Below are 17,395 nucleotides of genomic sequence, written 5' to 3'. Positions count from 1 at the left end.
TTGATTTAATTTCACTTGATCCCATAAAACCCAAATGTTGACTCTTGTTTTTAAATCATATCATTTTTTTGCTTAATGAATCGTATATTCAAGTGAAGGTTAAATTTTAATACAGAATTAAATGGAATCTAAAGTTAAATTCAAGGACCTATTGAAGATTGCAGTTGAAGAACTTAAAGACCTGACAACCGTAGAGAACCCTGACTTTAGATTAGAACAGGCAGAGTTTAATGAGTCTTTGGGTGAGTGGGATATTATCGTTTCTTATTTGATTGATAATTCCAGTGAGGGTCAGAATATATTAAATTTAACGAGGTCAACTAACTATAGAACTTTTAAGAGAATCAAGATCAATTCTAGAAAAGAGGTAATGGGCTTTTATATTTTTGAAAATTAGAATGAAATTGATTGACACCAATGCACTTATTTTATTGATCGTTGGGATAGTTGATATTCGGCAAATCAAAACCCATAAAAGACTTTCCATTTATGATGAAGAGGATGTTAATAATTTATTGTTGGTTGTAGAGGACTTAAATCAATTAATAGTATTGCCAAATGTCTGGACAGAAGTTGATAATCTACTAAATTCCTTTACAGGAAATTTAAAGAGTCAATATATCTTAAGAGTTACAGAGCTAATTAAAGAATCAACAGAAAAATATATAGAAACTATTGAAGCTACTAAGCAATATACTTTTTTTGATTTAGGGATTACTGACTCATTACTGCTTTATTATGCTGATAATTGTGAGATTTTGATAACATCAGATTCAAGACTGTCTGATTATGCAGTCTCAAGGGGAATAAAAGTTTATGATTTGGTTTTGGAAAGGAATAAAAGGTTCTATCTATGAAAATGGACAAGAATCACTTTGAGATAAGATTACATATTAAGGATGAAAAATAGAAATATAAAGGCGACTGTTTTTATTATCCTATTACGGGGTTTCATAGAAGTGTCAAATGCCCAGTCCCTCCCCAGTATCCTGATCACTTACCATTCCGAATCCGGAAAAACAAAAGCCATGGCAGAAGCTGTTGCAGAGGGAGTATCTCAGGTTCAGGGTGTAAGTTATATTCTTAAACCCATCAGTAAAGTACAGGAACAGGAAATTCTCAATGCCTCGGCCATTATCCTTGGTTCACCGGTGTACAATGCCAATATGGCTCCGCAAGTGCAGGAGTTTATCAACTCCTGGCCATTTGATGGGCGTCCTTTGAAGGATAAAATCGGGGCAGTATTTGTTACCGGTGGAGGATTTTCCATTGGTGAAGAAGCGGTGATGTTCAGTATGATACGGTCTATGATGATCCATGGGATGGTAATTGTGGGAGGGGAAGAGGTGGAAGCTGCTTTTGGAGCTTCTGCCATCACAGGTGAAGGAGAATTTGATGGAAAAGAAGTTCAGGAAATCTTCTTGGAAAAAGCAAAAGGATTGGGAAAAAGGGTAGGGGATATGGCGGGGAGGTGAAGTTGAAGGATTTTTAACTAAAATTCAATCTCCCATACAGATTACATTGGCATGGCGTGCCTTTATGCGCCATTTGCCATCTTCCAAGATCCAGATATTGGTATAGCGGCGCTGTACTTTCTGGCCGGCCATGGGGGCTCCTTCTTTGGGAAGTACCGTTTCCAGCCCCATGACTATCACCGTATTTCCTAAGTCCATCATCTTTTCGATCTCCCGCTCAAAACCACTGTAGTTGATAATCCCTTCTTTCATCCGATCTATTACCGCGGCTCTTCCGAGAATAACCATATTGTTGGGGTTATTGACCATAAAGTCCTCAGCCCAAATTTTTTCCAATGTGGGATAGTCATGCTTTAAAACCGCAGTGATTTCCTCATTTTCCAGCAATATTATTTGATCTTCTGTGGCAGTTTGGGAAAAAGCATTTCCAAAAATCACCAATACCGAAGCGGCCAATAGGATAAAAGACTTCATAGCAATTAGGGGTTTAGGAGGAGCGAAGGGTTATTGTTTAAATTTACATAAAATTTAGGATAATCAGGATGTTTTATACTGGAAAAAGGATTGATTATCACATTATTATGTGATATGTAATTGCGGGATTATTGGTTAGATTTAAGAAAATTTTTACTGTAACTCTGCATTTTATGACTTTAAAAACCACGACTGAGATGGAGCAAATGGAACAAGCTCCAAAACCCGCGGTACTTACCGAACGAATTGACATCATTGATATCATCAGAGGAATAGCACTTTTGGGTATTCTGATTCTGAATATTCCCTATTTTTCCATGGAAGAATACTTCACAGAGCCATGGTCACAAGATACCGCTAATACCAATTTTTGGGTGCATGCAGTCAACATCATTTTCTTTGAGGGAAAAATGCGGGCCCTGTTTTCTATGGTATTTGGGGCAGGAATTGTCCTCTTTACCACCAACAAAGAAAAGGCTGGAAAATCTGCCACTTGGCTATTTTACAAGCGCATGATTTGGTTGACCCTATTTGGACTTGCCCATGCCCATTTGATTTTATGGATGGGGGATATCCTTTATTTCTATGGACTGATTGGGATGCTGGCTTTTCTTTTTAGAAAAATGAAGCCCAAATATCTGGCCATGGGGGTGCCCATTGTGGCAATCATTGGCTTTGTGGCAAGTACATTATTTATGCAAAACATCAGGGGTGAATATTTGGAAGCCAAAACAGCCATGGAGAAGCAGGAAGCTGGAGAAGCGCTTGGTGAGAAGGAATTGGAGGCCATAGCAGCCTGGGAGGAAACGAGAAAAGAAATGATTCCCAACAAAGATGAAGTGGTGGAAAACACAGCCCTGATGAAAGGGAGCTATTCCGATGTAGCCGGACATGTCCGGCCTAAGGCATTTGACGGGCAGACCAAATACCTGATATTCTCCATTTGGGACATGTTGGCCTTGATGCTTTTGGGCATTGCCCTGTATAAATGGGGCTTTCTGACCATGAAATGGACCACTGACCAATACATCAAAACCATCTGGATAGGATATGGAATTGGATTGCCTTTGGTGATATTTTCTTTTGTCTATAATACCATCCATTTCCCCAATGTGGAAGCAGGGCTGAAATACATTGAAGAACATTCCATCATGTGGGTAAATTTGATCTATGATTTCCAAAGGATCCTCATCATGATGGCGCATGTGGCTTTGGTGATAGTGCTTTATCAAAAAGGCTATTTGACCAGATTGATGAATGGATTAAGGGCTGTGGGACAATTGGCTTTTACCAATTACGTCATGCATTCGGTCATCTGTACTTTGGTCTTTTTTGGTTATGGACTCAATCAATATGCCGAATGGGAATATTACCAACTCTATTACTTGGTGATCGGAATTTGGATTTTCCAACTGGTCATCAGCCCTATATGGTTAAAGTACTTCCTCTTTGGGCCGCTTGAATGGCTTTGGAGATGCCTGACTTATGGAAGAGTACAGCCTTTTGTGAGAAAGTAAAGGGATTAAGGGGGGGGATTTGCCCCCTTTATTTTTATTGATTAGCTTGTGTTGGCTTTATTTATCCAATCTTGGAATGGCGAAATGATTGGCTTCAGTTCTTCTAAAAGTGCTTTAAAATCAGGAAGCCAAAGGCCAGTGATTAAACATATTAAACGAAACGAATCAAAAAACAATAAGATGAACCCAAGTTTACTACGATTATCCCATGGAAGTAAATACCTTTTGTTAGGCATTGTTGCTTTCTTACTCATTCCTTTTTTAGGCTTTTCCCAAGGCACACGCTTGCTTCAACAGCCGGATATCAGTGAAAGCCAAGTGGTTTTTGTTTATGGAGCGGACCTTTGGTTAAGCAGCTTGGAGGGAGGAGAGGCAAAGCGGCTGAGCAGCACCCCAGCGATTGAGCGGAATCCCAAGTTTTCTCCAGACGGAAAACATATAGCCTTTTCTTCTAACCGTACTGGAGCTTATGCAGTGTATGTGGTAGGGGTAGAAGGAGGGACTCCCAGACAACTTACCTGGCATCCGGCTGCGGCTAATGTGGTAGGATGGACGCCTGATGGCAAACATGTGATTTACGAATCCAGCAGAGACACCGCTCCGGTTGGCTATAGCAGACTTTGGAAAGTTCCTGTAGATGGAGGGCCTTCAGAAGCCTTTAATTTACCAAGGGGCATCAGAGCGGCTTATTTGGGAGAGGAACAATTAGTGGTCGAACCCATTTCCCGCTGGGATGTAACCTGGAGGGCCTACAGGGGCGGACAGAATACCCCTTTGCTCATTACTAATCTCAATGATTTATCAGAAACCATGATTCCCAATGAGCGGACCACAGACATCCATCCCGTGGTGATTGGTGGAAAGGTATATTTTCTATCTGATAGGGATTGGGTAAGCAATATCTGGTCATTTGATCCAAGTAGTGGGCAATTGGTACAAGAGACTAAATATGAAGGTTCGGACATCATGTGGCTTGCCGGAAATGGCAAGCAGTTGATTTATGAAAAAGATGGCTTATTACACCTTTTTGACCCTCAGGCAAAAACTTCCAAAGCATTAGAGATTCATGTCAAAGGAGATTTCCCTTGGGCAGAGGCCCGCTGGGAAAATGTAACCTCCCGTGGTACCAATGCCAGTCTTTCTCCCAATGCCAAAAGGATCATTCTGGAAGCAAGAGGGGAGATTTTTACCGTTCCGGTAGAAGATGGAAGCCCTCGCAATCTCAGCAGGTCCAGTGATGCAGCGGACAGGTTGCCCTTATGGTCACCAAAAGGAGATCAAGTGGCCTGGTTTTCGGATGCGGGAGGAAAAGGTTACCAGCTTTTCCTGGCATCACAGGATGGCCTGGGCGAGCTAAGGAAGGTTAGTTTGGGTGAATCCAAATTGGCTTGGGAACCTACTTGGTCCCCTGATGGTAAGTTTATCGCCTTTGTCGATAACAAAGTCTATCTAAAAATTTTAGAGGTTGCCAATGGCAATATTCGCACCATCGATTCCGGCGGCATCAACATTGAGCGGGGCAACATGCGTTTGGAATGGTCACCTGATTCCAAGTGGCTGTCCTACAGCAAAACCGGTCCCAATATGTTCCGGAGAATTTATGTCTGGTCAGTGGACAAAAATGAAACCCAGCCGGTTACCAATCCATTGGCAGATTCTTTTTCAGCGAGTTGGGATGCCTCTGGCAAATACCTGTATTTTTTGGCCAGTACCAATCTGGCGCTCGGTTCGGGTTGGGCCAATACTTCTGCCATCACGGCCGAGCCCAAACATGGGGCTTACATGCTCGTTCTTTCCAAGGAAGAGAAAAACCCTTTTCCACTGAAAAGTGATGAAGAGGAGGTGAAAAAAGAAGAGGAGAAAAAGGAAAATGGGGAAGTTGCCGTCAAAATTGATTGGGAAGGTTTGGAAGAAAGGACTTTGGCCCTTCCTGTACCTGTAAAATCCTATAGTTTTGTTTTGGCAGGGAAAAAAGGGACCGCATTTATAGCGGAGTCAGGTGCGGGAGGTCCAGGCTTGACCTTGCATAAATTTACCATTGAAGGCAAGAAATTCGATGAGTTTACCAAAGGAGTAAGTCGGGTCAAGATTGCCCAAAATAGGGAAAAGTTGCTTTATTTCTCAGCAGGAAACTGGAAGGTAGTCACGGTGGACAAGAATCCAAGTCCCTCAGATGGCCTAGTTAAAATGGAATTGCGCATGGAGCTGGACCGCAAAAAAGAATGGGAGCAGATCTTCACAGAAGCCTGGCGCTATGAAAGGGATTATTTCTATGATCCAGCTACTCATGGCAGGGATTGGGACGATGTCTGGGAGCGCTACAGTCCATTGATCCCTTATATCCAACACCGTCAGGACTTGACCTATTTGTTGGACCAACTGAATGGAGAATTGTCTGTGGGTCATAGTTTTGTATTTGGGGGGGATTTTCCGGCAGTGGATACCCTGGCTACCGGACTATTGGGAGCTGATTATGAAAGGGCTAATGGCAGGTGGAGGATCAAGCGGATTTATACGGCTGAGAGTTGGAACCCAAGCCTGAAAGCACCCCTTTCCGAGCCTGGTCTGGATGTGAAAGTGGGAGATTATCTGGTAGCGGTGAATGGGCAGGAAGTGGATGCGGATATGGATATTTATGAAGCATTTAAAGGTACTTCCGGCAAACAGACCTTATTGCATGTAAACAGCCAGCCGATTATGACCGGGGCAAGAAAACTCACTGTAGAGCCCATAGGTTCCGAAAGTGGATTAAGGCAGCGGGCATGGGTGGAAGACAACAGAAGAAAGGTGGAGGAGCTGTCGGAGGGCAAACTTGCCTATGTGTGGGTGCCGAATACCTCCGGAGCAGGATTTGAATCTTTCAATAGGTACTTTTTTGCCCAGCAGGATAAATTGGGGGCGGTTATTGATGAGCGCTTCAATGGGGGAGGGCTGTTAGATGATTATATGGTGGACCTGATGACGAGGACCTTAAGGGCCGCCATCACCAATGAAGTGCCCAACCCGAGACATTTCAGGTTGCCGGCCGGTATCTTAGGGCCAAAAGTGCTTTTGACCAATGAACTGGCGGGGTCTGGCGGTGATTTCTTCCCTTGGGTATTCCGCAATCAGAATGCAGGACCTTTGATCGGGAAACGGACCTGGGGAGGTTTGGTAAAGTCTTCGGTACATTATTCATTTATCGATGGGGGTGCCATGACCTCTCCTGATAATGCGGTATTTGATCCAATAAGAAACGAGTGGATTGGGGAGAATGTGGGCATTGCACCGGATATAGAAGTTTCGATTGATGCGAAATCTTTTGCAGAAGGCAGGGATGTGCAGTTGGAGCGGGGCGTGGAAGAAGCCTTGAAGTTGCTGGAGAAAGCAGGCAGCCAGGAAGTCAATGTCCCACCTTACCCCAGACCAGCAGTAAGGCCGGGTAATTAATCAAAGACTAAAAAACAAGAAAGCAAGCTTCTGGAGGGGTTTGCTTTTTTGATTAAAGGGTTTTGTTTGTCTATGACAAATTAATTAGTTTTAATAAGCCCTGATAAAAGGTAAGTAAAAACCAGGCTTAGCCAACCAATTTCGGGCGGCTAAGCCTGATAAATGTCAGGGTAATATACAAGTTGGCAGCAAGTGTAACAGACCATAGCAACGACAAACAAACGAGTGACAGAAACAGAAAAAAGTAAACCATTTTGACAGGTGACCAAAGACATAGAAACTATATAACAAACGGACAACGAGTAAGCCAACACTCATTGCCTACGCTTCTGTATTTTTTATTTTTCCCACCGCACAATTTTTTAATTCAATTTTATTGCCACCCGCAAACGGCACATTTGGTTTTGTCCGACACACAAGCCGACCCTTTACAAAACCAAAAGAGCCGTTTTTTGCCAACGCCCTTCTAAACAATAATCATTACATTATGTAGTTTTGCATCTATGAAAGTTTTAATAATTGAAGACGACCATACACTAAACAAAAATATAAGTGAAGCACTCAAAGCGGAATGTTTTGAAGTAATGACACTTTTTGATGGGTCATTGGCAGAACGAACCACCAAAAGAGAGCAATTTGATTGCATTATTCTTGACATTAACTTGCCAGGCAAAAACGGATTCGAGTTGTGCAAAGATTTCAGAAATAACAACATCACTACTCCCATAATTATGCTGACTGCATTCAGTGAACTGGAGGATAAAGTTCAGGGGTTTGACTGCGGTGCAGATGATTACTTAACAAAGCCTTTCTTTATGAGGGAATTATTGATAAGAGTAAACGCTTTAATCAAAAGAAAAGGAAAGAATTCATATTCAACTGAACCTGTTTTTACCTTTGATGATATTACGCTGAATGATTCGACTAAAAAAGTATTCAGGAATAATGATGAAATTGTATTAACCCCAAGAGAATATCAAATACTCTTAAAATTAATTCAACGACCGGGAGAAATTGTTTCAAAAGCAGATTTGGTGAAAGAAATTTGGGGAGGTTCGTTTGATGCCAATACCAATACGATTGAAGTTTACATCAACTTTCTACGCAATAAATTGGATAAGCCATTCAAGAAAAACACTATCAAAACGAAAGTAGGTTTTGGCTATTACCTTGATACAAAATGAAAATAAGGAACAAAATATTGCTGTATTTCTCCACGACTGTAATTTCACTCACGATTATATCATCCGTTATCATTTATATTTTGTTTTCGGAATATCGCGAAGAAGAATTTCAGCAAAGACAAAAAGAAAAAATAAAATATACCATTGGTTTAATTGCAGAGTATAAGGATTTGAGTGAGAAATTGACTGCGATAATGGATAAGCATACTATCCACGATTTCTATGATGAAAAGATGTTGATTTATGACAAACATAAAACATTGATTTATGAAAGTATTGATGATTTGCCGATTAACAATGCGGACAACCTTCTAAACAGCCTATCTCCTGCAAAACAATGGGTTGAAACGAAAGAAGATAAATACGACATCATTGCTGTTTATATCCAAAATGAAGCAACCCATTTTTATGCCATTAGCAAAGCATATGATGCATTTGGTTATACAAAACTGGCATTTCTTAGAAATGCTCTTATTGGAATCACAGCAATTATTTCCATTATTGTTTTACTTGTCACCGTTTTTTTATCAAAAAGAATTGCAAAGCCCATTACCGAAATTGCAGAGCAACTTGGCAAGTTGGATATTGCCAATGAGAGCATTGAAGAATTGCAGGTGACATCAAAATCGTTTGAACTGAAATCTCTTATCACACGATTCAATCAATTAATTCAAAGAACTAACGAAGCTTTTGCTTTTCAGAAACACACGATTCACCATATTTCCCATCAGTTAAAAACCCCGATTACCGTTTTGGTTTCAGAGTTGGAACGCATAGAGAAAAAAACGGATTCAATAGAGCTTAAAACAGCTATTGAAACTCAAATTGTCAAAACCAAATCATTGGGCAATATCATCAATACTTTATTGGAGATTTCAAAAATTGAATCAGCCAAACAAACAACGCAACAGGCTTTTCGCATTGATGAATTAATTTTTGACATTATTGCAGAACTCAACATCATTCATCCTGATTTTAAGTTTGAGGCCAATTATACGCCTAAACAGGTTAGCGAAACCAAACTTGAAATCAAAGCCAATGAACCACTAATCAAACAAGCATTCCTGAATATTCTAACAAACTGTATTACATACAGCGACAATACAAAAGCTAAAATTCTATTTGACTGTTCAGATTCTGAAAAATTGATAGTCTTAATATCAAATTCGGGCACTCCGATTTCTATTGAAGAAGAAAAATTTCTATTCAATCATTTTTTCAGAGGGCAGAACAGCCAAAGCAAAACCGGTTTTGGTCTGGGTCTGGTGTTAGTCAAAAGAATTTTTGAAATGCACAACGCAAAAATTGCTTATTCAAGTCCTGATACGAATCTCAATATTTTTGAAATCTCTTTCCCTTTAAGCTAAATTTTATCGGTTTTAAGGTCTTTTTAAGGTTGTTCATTGGACTTTTGCACTACACTTAATGTAGTTCAGAATGAATAAACGTATAAAATACAGAGCTTTAACTATACTGTTTTTTTGTCTCTCAGGGCAAATTTTCGCTCAGGAAAAGCTTATCCTAAGCCGTGAACAAGCCGAAGCCGTTTTCCTTAAAGAAAATCTGTTGCTCATTGCTGAAAGGTTGGAAGTGCCCAAAGCCGAAGCAATGGTTCTACAAGCCAAACTTTGGCCAAATCCAACAATAGAACTCAACGAAACAAATCTATGGGTAACACGAAACCAAATAGAACACGCTGGAGCTGAAGGATTTTTACCTCCTTTTACTTCGGGTGGAAGGTTTGGACAAAATCAACAATTTGGAATTCAAATAGAGCAACTTATTCAAACAGCAGGAAAGCGAAAGAAATTAGTTGCTTTAGAACAGGTGTCTGTGGATATGTCTAAACAGTATCTGGAGGACTTGTTGAGAAATCTGAAAATAGAATTTCGAAATCAACTTACCACTTTGCAATACCTGCAATTCAGCAGGAGTATTTATCAAAACCAGTTCAATTCTATCAGGCAACTTACACAAGCCTACAAAAGGCAGGTAGAACAAGGTAATGTACCACAAGGCGAATATATCCGCTTAAAAGCCCTTGAACTGGAAATAGCAAAAAATATCAATGAACTGAACAAAGATGTGGATGAAGCTCAAAAGGAACTAAAATTACTGATGCGATTACCTGCTACCACACAATTGGAAATCACTGACGAGGGTTATTTAAAAAACACCGAACAATTTAAAATACTTGCCTTGAATGATGTTATTGAACAGGCAAAAGCTAACCGTCCTGATTATAAAATTGCAGCACTGGAAGAAAGTTATTACAATAAGTTATATGCGTTAGAAAAAGCACAACGAACACCTGACTTAAATTTTATTGTCAATTATGATAGAGGGGGTAACTTTATCAAAGATTTCGTTGGATTTGGTGTAGCAATGGACTTACCGTTCTTCAATAGAAACCAGGGAAATATTAAATCTGCCCGAATCGGTATAGAACAATCTAAAGTTCTATATGAGCAAATGACATTGAGTGTTGAAAGTGAAATCGTACTTTCCTTTCAAAACCTGACTAATGCCATTACTTTTTTAGAAGAAATAGAACCCGATTATGAAACTACACTGGATAGGATGCTTGAAAGCTATACCAAAAATTTCATTAATAGAAATATCAGTTTGCTTGAATACCTTGATTTTTTAGACGCTTATCTGGAAAACAAAGAAATCATTTTGGAAGCAGGTAAAGATGTCAATGAAAAAGCAGAACAACTAAATTTTTCTATTGGAACAGACTTGATTAAATAAATTTATGAACAATGAACATAGCAGGTAAAAATATGAAACTCATTTTCTATTCGATTTTGGCGGTGGTACTATTAAATAGTTGCGGGAATTCGGAAGAACAAAGCAATCATTCAGAAAATAAAACTTACTGTTTGGACGAAAACTTCAAATCAAAAATTGAATTGGAACAACCCAAAAAACAGTTAGTAACAGAAGGCATTCCACTTACTGGAGCCATAGAACCCAACCCCGACAAAGTAATTCATTTTGTCAGTCTGGTTGGTGGGATTATTTCCAATACCTACTTTTCATTGGGCGACAAAGTAACCAAGGGTCAGGTATTGGCAGAATTAAGAAGCACAGAATTGTCCGAACTGCAATCACAATCAAAAACCATTGATGCTCAAATAAAGGTAGCCGAGAAAAATTTACAATCCGTGCAGTCTATGTTTGATGATGGCATTGCTTCGCAAAAAGATTTGTTGGAAGCACAAAGCGAACTGGATGTACTGCAAGCAGAAAGGGTAAAAATTAACGCTAACCTCCATTTATTCAGTGCAAGTTCTGAAAGAGGTGTTTTTCAAATCAAAGCCCCCACAACAGGAATAGTTACTGCCAAGTCCATATCGACAGGAGCACAAATTTCAGCCGAAGGAGACCCCTTGTTTACCATTTCAGACCTAAGTGAAGTGTGGGTTTTGGTAAATATTTATGCTACTAATGTTAAAAATATAGAGGCAGGAATGGAAGTGGACATTAAAACTCTTTCTTATCCTGATGAATTGTTCAAAGGAAAAATCGCAGCTATTTCGCAGGTTTTGGATGAGGAAGCAAGAGTTGTGAAAGCAAGAGTAGTATTGCAAAATGTTGACCTGAAATTAAAACCCGGGATGATCGTAGATGTAACGGCTTTAAAGGAACTCAAAACGGAAGCACTGAGTATTCCCACTGCAGCAATGGTTTTTGACAGCAATCAGAATTATGTGGTGGTGTATAAAAGTGATTGTGAAATCGAAGTCAGACAGGTTGAAATTCTCACCAAGAGCAACGGAATCACATTCTTGTCAAGCGGTTTAAGTGAAAACGAAAAAATCATCACGAAGAACCATCTATTGATTTACGAACAGATTAAAAACTTCAACAACTAATCGTTATGCAGAAATTTGTTCAAGGTATCGTTGCGTTTTCACTCAAGAATTCTATTGTCGTTTTCTTTCTCACGGCCCTACTGCTAATAGGAGGTATCGTTAGTTACATTCATACACCTATAGAGGCATTTCCTGATGTAACCAATACCCGTGCAAGAATCATAACCCAGTGGCCCGGAAGAAGTGCAGAGGAAGTAGAGAAATTTGTGACCCTGCCCATTATGAAGGCAGTAAATACCATCCCGAAAAAATCAAGTGTCCGTTCTATTTCTTTATTTGGCTTGTCGGTAGTAACCGTAATTTTTGAAGATGAGATAGATGATTTTTATGCACAACAATATGCAGCCAACCGCTTGCAAGGTGTTGATTTACCTGATGGTACAGATGCGGAAATTGAGCCGCCTTATGGAGCCACAGGAGAAATTTTCCGCTATGTGATAAAAAGCGATCGTCCTATTAAAGAACTTACAGCTATCCACGATTGGGTGATTGAGAGGGAGTTGGTCGCTGTTCCCGGAGTGGCAGATATTGTGAGTTTTGGAGGCGAAGAAAAAATATATGAAATAAAAATAAACCCCACCGAACTGGCGAATTACGATTTATCACCCTTAGAGGTTTTTGAAGCGGTTTCTAACAGCAATATAAATGTGGGCGGTGATGTGATTGAAAGAGGCTCACAAGCTTATGTTGTTCGTGGTGTGGGCTTGTTGGAAAGCATTGAGGACATTGAAAACATCCTGATTGAAGTCAGAGGGGCAACGCCTATTTTGGTAAAGCACGTGGCGGAAGTAAATGTATCGGCTAAGCCAAGATTGGGCGTGGTAGGCTTGCAAGACGAAGAAGATTTGGTTCAGGGTATTGTAGTGATGCTTCGAGGTGAAAATCCTGGAGATGTGATTGCACGAGTAAAAGAAAAAATTACTGACCTGAACGAAAGGATTTTACCTAAGGATGTAAAAATAGAACCCTTTATTGACAGAACGGAGTTGGTTGAAGTAACCGTAAACACAGTTACAAAAAACTTGATTGAGGGTATTATTTTAGTTTCAATTATTGTCTTTATTTTTCTTTATAATTGGCGTTTAACGCTCATCGTGGCATCGGTAATACCCTTATCTTTTCTCTTTGCCATTGTGATGCTCAGAATAATGGGAATGCCCGCCAACCTGATTTCTATGGGAGCCCTTGATTTTGGGTTGTTATTGGAAGGGGCTTTGGTCATCTCTGAGCGGATTTTTGTAGGTCTGGAGCAAAAAGCACATCAACTCGGAATGGCTCGCTTCAACAAAATGTCAAAATCGGGGATCATCAAACAGAGTGTCAGGAATGTGGCTTCCTATATTTTCTTTGCCCTGTTTATACTTATTATCGCATTAGTGCCCATTTTCTCCTTTCAAAAGGTGGAAGGGAAAATGTTTTCTCCACTGGCATACACCTTGGGCTTTGCACTATTAGGCTCTCTTTTATTGAGTTTGACTTATGTTCCTGCAATGTGTAAGGTGCTGTTGACCAAAAATATTGTAGAAAAAGACAATTGGGTTACAAGGACATTTCGCAATGGACTTAATAGTATGTTCTTATGGACTTTCAGGAATAAGAAGATAACAATGATTTCTTTTTTTGTGCTTTTGGGAACTTGTATCATTGGGTTTATGAATCACGGGACGGAGTTTCTTCCTAAACTGAATGAAGGAGCTGTATATGTGAGAGCTACGTTGCCGAATAGTGTAAATCTTGAAGAATCCAAGCGACTGGCACAGGAAATGAAAGCTAAGTTACGCGAGTTCGAAGAAGTAAAATTTGTATTGAATCAAGTAGGAAGACCCAATGACGGAACAGACCCGACCGGGTTTTTCAATATTGAATTTCATATACAACTACATCCCGAAAAAGAATGGAATAGAAAAGTTAAGAAAGATGATCTGGTCGAGGAAATGAGGCAAAAATTGCAATCTTATCCGGGCATTGTATTCGGTTTTAGCCAACCCATTCAGGACAATGTGGAAGAATATGTGGCAGGAGTGAAAAGTTCTTTAGTGATTAAAATCTTTGGTGATGATTTGTTCAAACTGGAAGAATATGCCGAACAAGTAGCCAACAGTATTGGTAAAGTGGAAGGAATTACAGATCTGAATGTATATCGAAACATTGGATTGCCCGAACTCCGCATCAAATTGGATGAAAAGAAAATGGGGAAATATGGTGTGGCTATGGCAGATGCGCAAGCTGTAGTTGAAATGGCCATTGGCGGACAGGCGGCTACGACCTTTTATGAAAATGAAAGAATGTTTGATGTGCGTATTCGATTTCAAAAGGAATACAGAGATAATCAACAAAAGATAGGAGAAATTTTAATCCCGACAATGAGCGGAAAGAAAATTCCTTTACGTGAAATAGCCGACATCAATTTCATTACCGGACCTACTTTTATTTACCGTGAAGGAAGTAGCCGATACATTGCTGTTGGTTTCAGTATTGAAGGTAGAGATTTGGGAAGCACCATAGCTGAAGCTAAAGCGAATGTGGACAAAGAAGTGAAAATTCCCACTGAGAACAAAATGGAATGGGCAGGTGAATTTGAAAGTAAGGAGAGGGCTACCAAGCAGCTTGCCACTATAGTTCCTATATCCTTGTTGTTGATTATGTTTTTACTTTGGATGAATTTCAACGGAAATCTAAAGGATACGCTTATTTCATTTATGGTTTTCCCTTTTGCTTTTATTGGGGGCTATCTATCCCTTTGGACAACAGGAACAATCTTCGGAATCTCAGCAGGCATAGGTTTCATCATTTTATTTGGAGTAGCAACCATAGATGGTATTGTATTGATTGGCACCATTCGTCAAAATATCAATCGGGGAGATGCCTTGATTGAAGGAATTAAAAAAGGGGTGTATAGCCGTATCAGACCCATTCTTATGATTGCACTAATGGGTTCTATGGGATTATTGCCGGCAGCACTTTCAACAGGTATGGGTTCTGAAATTCAAAAACCTTTAGCCATTATGATTGTAGGTGGTCTAATCATCTGTATGATTTTATCGCTAACCGTGTTGCCACAGGTTTTTTATTGGGCTTACCGTAAAACAGAACATAAAAAATGAAAGTGAAGATTCTTATTTACTTGTGTTTATTTGTGCTGACTTCAAATTCGTTATATGCTCAGTATTCTTATACTATGGTGAACGATTCAGCAGGAATTTATTTGACGTTTGAAGATTTTGAAGCTGGAAAATTGACCAATGGATTTAAACCCTATCAGAAAAACTATTCCCTGTGGCCTCAAGGGTTTTTCAAAAACAAAGACATTGAACTTAAAACCCCTGATACGTCTGTTATTTATAGACGCTCTGACATTTGGGGTTATACCGACCATAAAGGGCGTTTAATACGGGTATTCAACGACAAACATTACAAGGTTTTATGTGACAAGGGGTTGATAATTTACATCATTTATTCCCCGACAAGGACTTCATATCATTTCAGCAAAACACTGAATGACCCGATTAACCGCTTGACAAAAAATAATTTAGCTGCCATATACATCGACAATCCAGACCTGTTGCAAAGAATTAATTCCATAAAGAAAAAACATTGGTTAACTTGGGATGTAAAGAAAGAGAGCTATTTCATAAACGAATTGTTCTTGGAATAATCCGCCCACAGGTGTAAGCACATTTGCAAACCGCTACAAGCCCACCCACAGACCAAAGTTTGCAAAAGAGCTTCCACCTCTCCCACCGAGACAAAATTGAATTAAAAAAATTTTCCGACCCTTCTGAAAATAAAAATTACGCTACCACACAAACCGACATCGACAGACAACAAACCGACAGGACAATAATACGTAAACTTAATGCTGACAATGGTTTACAAGGACGGTGGACAAGAACACCAGCTGCCAACAGCGTGTATGTGGCAATAGCGGGTGAAGTGATAAATCGAAGGTCTGTGCTTTTAATTATCTTTGTGCCAAACGGACAAGAAAGTGCTTCTAATCCGCTACTGCACATACACGCAAACCGTTATGTGCAACCCTGAGAAACGAACGTGCAACAATAAAACGACAGAAATATGGACAGAAAAGACTTTCTAAAAACCGGACTGATACTTGGCGGAGCGACACTAGTTCCGAACGCATCAGCATTTGCCCAAAATCTCACCGACAACACCATTGACAAGTTGGTGGACAAGGACGGAAATTTCATTCATCAACCTTTGGCTTATGCAAATAGTCATTTAGAGCCGTATATGGATGAAGAAACATTACACTTGCATTATACCTTCCATCACGGTGGAGCGGTAAAAGGTGCAAACAAAGACCAACAGATGATACGAAAAGCATTAGACGACAACAACCTAGAAATCGTTGATTTTTGGACAAAGAAATTGGCTTTTCATCTTTCATCTCACATTCTTCATTCCATATTTTGGACTAACCTCACAAACAAAAAGAGCGACCCCAAAGGAGACTTGCTCAAACGAATTGAAAAGGATTTTGGCAGTTATGACAAACTGAAAATGTATCTCGCCAAAACCTCAAAAGATGTTGACGGAAACGGATGGGGAATTTTGGGCTATCAACCATATACGGACAAGCTGACAATTTTACAATGTGAAAATCACGAAAAATTGACTCAATGGGGAGTTATTCCTTTACTTGTAATTGACGTTTGGGAACATTCTTACTACCTCAAATACAAAAATAAAAGAGCCGACTTTGTGGACAATTTGTTTAACATCATCAATTGGGACAACGTAGCATACAGGTTAGACAATGCTCTAAAACTTACTAAATAAACAAAGAGAATGAATTTAAAAAAAACAGTAATACTTGTAGTGGCATTTTTCATTTCAACATTGACTTATGCTCAGGAACAAGAAAAAAAGGAAAAAGAAAATCCAAAATGGGATATTGGAATGGAAGGAATGCTTGGTTTTGCAGCAGGTAATGACTTTTACGCATTTAATGTTGGCGGACCAAGTCTAATGTTAAGACTGAATGATGATTGGAAAATTGGTGTGGGTGCATTGCCATCATTTTACATCAAAGAAGGAAAAACAGGTGCTAAACTTGGAGTTTCTCCACGAATTGACTACAAACATTTTGTTCTGATAGCACCATTTTTTCATTTCGATAACCCAGACAAATGGGTTTGGTCAATTGGATTGGGTTATAAATTTCACAAAAAAAATAAGACAAAATAAAGGGTATGCACATAACATCACCTATACGCAAGCAGGGGTTTCGTGCTTCGTAGGACAGGAATGTGGTAAATTGAAAGCTCAGTTCTTCGTAGGAAGTTCAGTGCTAAAAATCCCTGCCTGCGTATAGCTGAGAACCGTGTGTGACTTGAATCGACCTTAAAAGCAGGTCGAATGCTTTGAAATGGATGGAGGACTATTGGGAAACCAATAGGGAGGCCCTCCGATGG

The 17,395-nt window shown here is 39.6% G+C and carries 14 protein-coding genes; 13 read left to right on the top strand and 1 reads right to left on the bottom strand.

Going from position 1 to position 17,395, the window contains the following annotated elements; translation table 11 throughout:
• Positions 1-121: 121 nt before the first annotated feature.
• From CLV48_RS18865 to CLV48_RS18855, 3 genes are read left to right on the top strand one after another with little or no spacing between them, the layout of a single operon-like run.
• Positions 122-397 carry a hypothetical protein gene (locus CLV48_RS18865; protein ID WP_106568855.1) on the top strand — a complete coding sequence of 92 codons (276 nt, stop codon included), beginning with the start codon at positions 122-124 and terminating at the stop codon, positions 395-397.
• Position 398: 1 nt separating this feature from the next.
• Complete coding sequence (locus CLV48_RS18860) at positions 399-857, top strand: PIN domain-containing protein (protein WP_106568854.1); 459 nt, start codon at positions 399-401, stop codon at positions 855-857.
• A gap of 42 nt (positions 858-899) precedes the next feature.
• Positions 900-1,475, top strand: coding sequence for a flavodoxin family protein (locus CLV48_RS18855; protein WP_010609677.1), 576 nt, complete (start codon positions 900-902; stop codon positions 1,473-1,475).
• A gap of 24 nt (positions 1,476-1,499) precedes the next feature.
• On the opposite strand, the gene CLV48_RS18850 is transcribed toward CLV48_RS18855, so the two are convergent.
• A complete protein-coding gene (locus CLV48_RS18850; protein ID WP_106568853.1) occupies positions 1,500-1,949 on the bottom strand; it encodes a nuclear transport factor 2 family protein in 450 nt (149 codons plus the stop codon).
• A gap of 173 nt (positions 1,950-2,122) precedes the next feature.
• Between CLV48_RS18850 and CLV48_RS18845 the strand changes: the two genes are divergently transcribed.
• The 10 genes from CLV48_RS18845 to CLV48_RS18795 all read left to right on the top strand — a co-directional run bounded on the left by CLV48_RS18845 (position 2,123) and on the right by CLV48_RS18795 (position 17,168).
• On the top strand, positions 2,123-3,466 hold the full coding sequence (locus CLV48_RS18845; protein WP_106568852.1) for a DUF418 domain-containing protein: 1,344 nt from the start codon (positions 2,123-2,125) through the stop codon (positions 3,464-3,466).
• A gap of 180 nt (positions 3,467-3,646) precedes the next feature.
• Positions 3,647-6,895 carry a S41 family peptidase gene (locus CLV48_RS18840; RefSeq protein ID WP_170069057.1) on the top strand — a complete coding sequence of 1,083 codons (3,249 nt, stop codon included), beginning with the start codon at positions 3,647-3,649 and terminating at the stop codon, positions 6,893-6,895.
• A gap of 503 nt (positions 6,896-7,398) precedes the next feature.
• Positions 7,399-8,079, top strand: a complete 681-nt coding sequence (locus CLV48_RS18835) for a response regulator transcription factor (protein ID WP_106568851.1) — start codon at positions 7,399-7,401, stop codon at positions 8,077-8,079.
• Entirely contained in the window at positions 8,076-9,446 is a 1,371-nt protein-coding gene (locus CLV48_RS18830) for a sensor histidine kinase (protein ID WP_106568850.1), read from the top strand. Before CLV48_RS18835 ends, CLV48_RS18830 begins: the two co-directional genes overlap by 4 nt.
• Positions 9,447-9,516: 70 nt before the next feature.
• Positions 9,517-10,833, top strand: a complete 1,317-nt coding sequence (locus tag CLV48_RS18825; protein ID WP_106568849.1) for a TolC family protein — start codon at positions 9,517-9,519, stop codon at positions 10,831-10,833.
• A 32-nt stretch (positions 10,834-10,865) separates the two neighbouring features.
• Positions 10,866-11,960 carry an efflux RND transporter periplasmic adaptor subunit gene (locus CLV48_RS18820; protein ID WP_106568898.1) on the top strand — a complete coding sequence of 365 codons (1,095 nt, stop codon included), beginning with the start codon at positions 10,866-10,868 and terminating at the stop codon, positions 11,958-11,960.
• Between the two features lie 5 nt (positions 11,961-11,965).
• Complete coding sequence (locus CLV48_RS18815; protein ID WP_106568848.1) at positions 11,966-15,064, top strand: efflux RND transporter permease subunit; 3,099 nt, start codon at positions 11,966-11,968, stop codon at positions 15,062-15,064.
• Positions 15,065-15,138: 74 nt separating this feature from the next.
• On the top strand, positions 15,139-15,615 hold the full coding sequence (locus tag CLV48_RS18810; protein ID WP_146140124.1) for a hypothetical protein: 477 nt from the start codon (positions 15,139-15,141) through the stop codon (positions 15,613-15,615).
• Between the two features lie 419 nt (positions 15,616-16,034).
• Positions 16,035-16,760, top strand: coding sequence for a superoxide dismutase (locus CLV48_RS18800; RefSeq protein ID WP_066839752.1), 726 nt, complete (start codon positions 16,035-16,037; stop codon positions 16,758-16,760).
• Positions 16,761-16,769: 9 nt separating this feature from the next.
• Complete coding sequence (locus CLV48_RS18795; protein WP_106568845.1) at positions 16,770-17,168, top strand: hypothetical protein; 399 nt, start codon at positions 16,770-16,772, stop codon at positions 17,166-17,168.
• The last annotated feature ends 227 nt before the right edge of the window (positions 17,169-17,395 follow it).

This window comes from Cecembia rubra (assembly GCF_003014575.1).
GTDB lineage: Bacteria > Bacteroidota > Bacteroidia > Cytophagales > Cyclobacteriaceae > Cecembia_A > Cecembia_A rubra.
The sequence above is the reverse complement of the archived record's forward strand: the minus strand, read 5'-3'. Positions and strand labels throughout refer to the sequence as shown.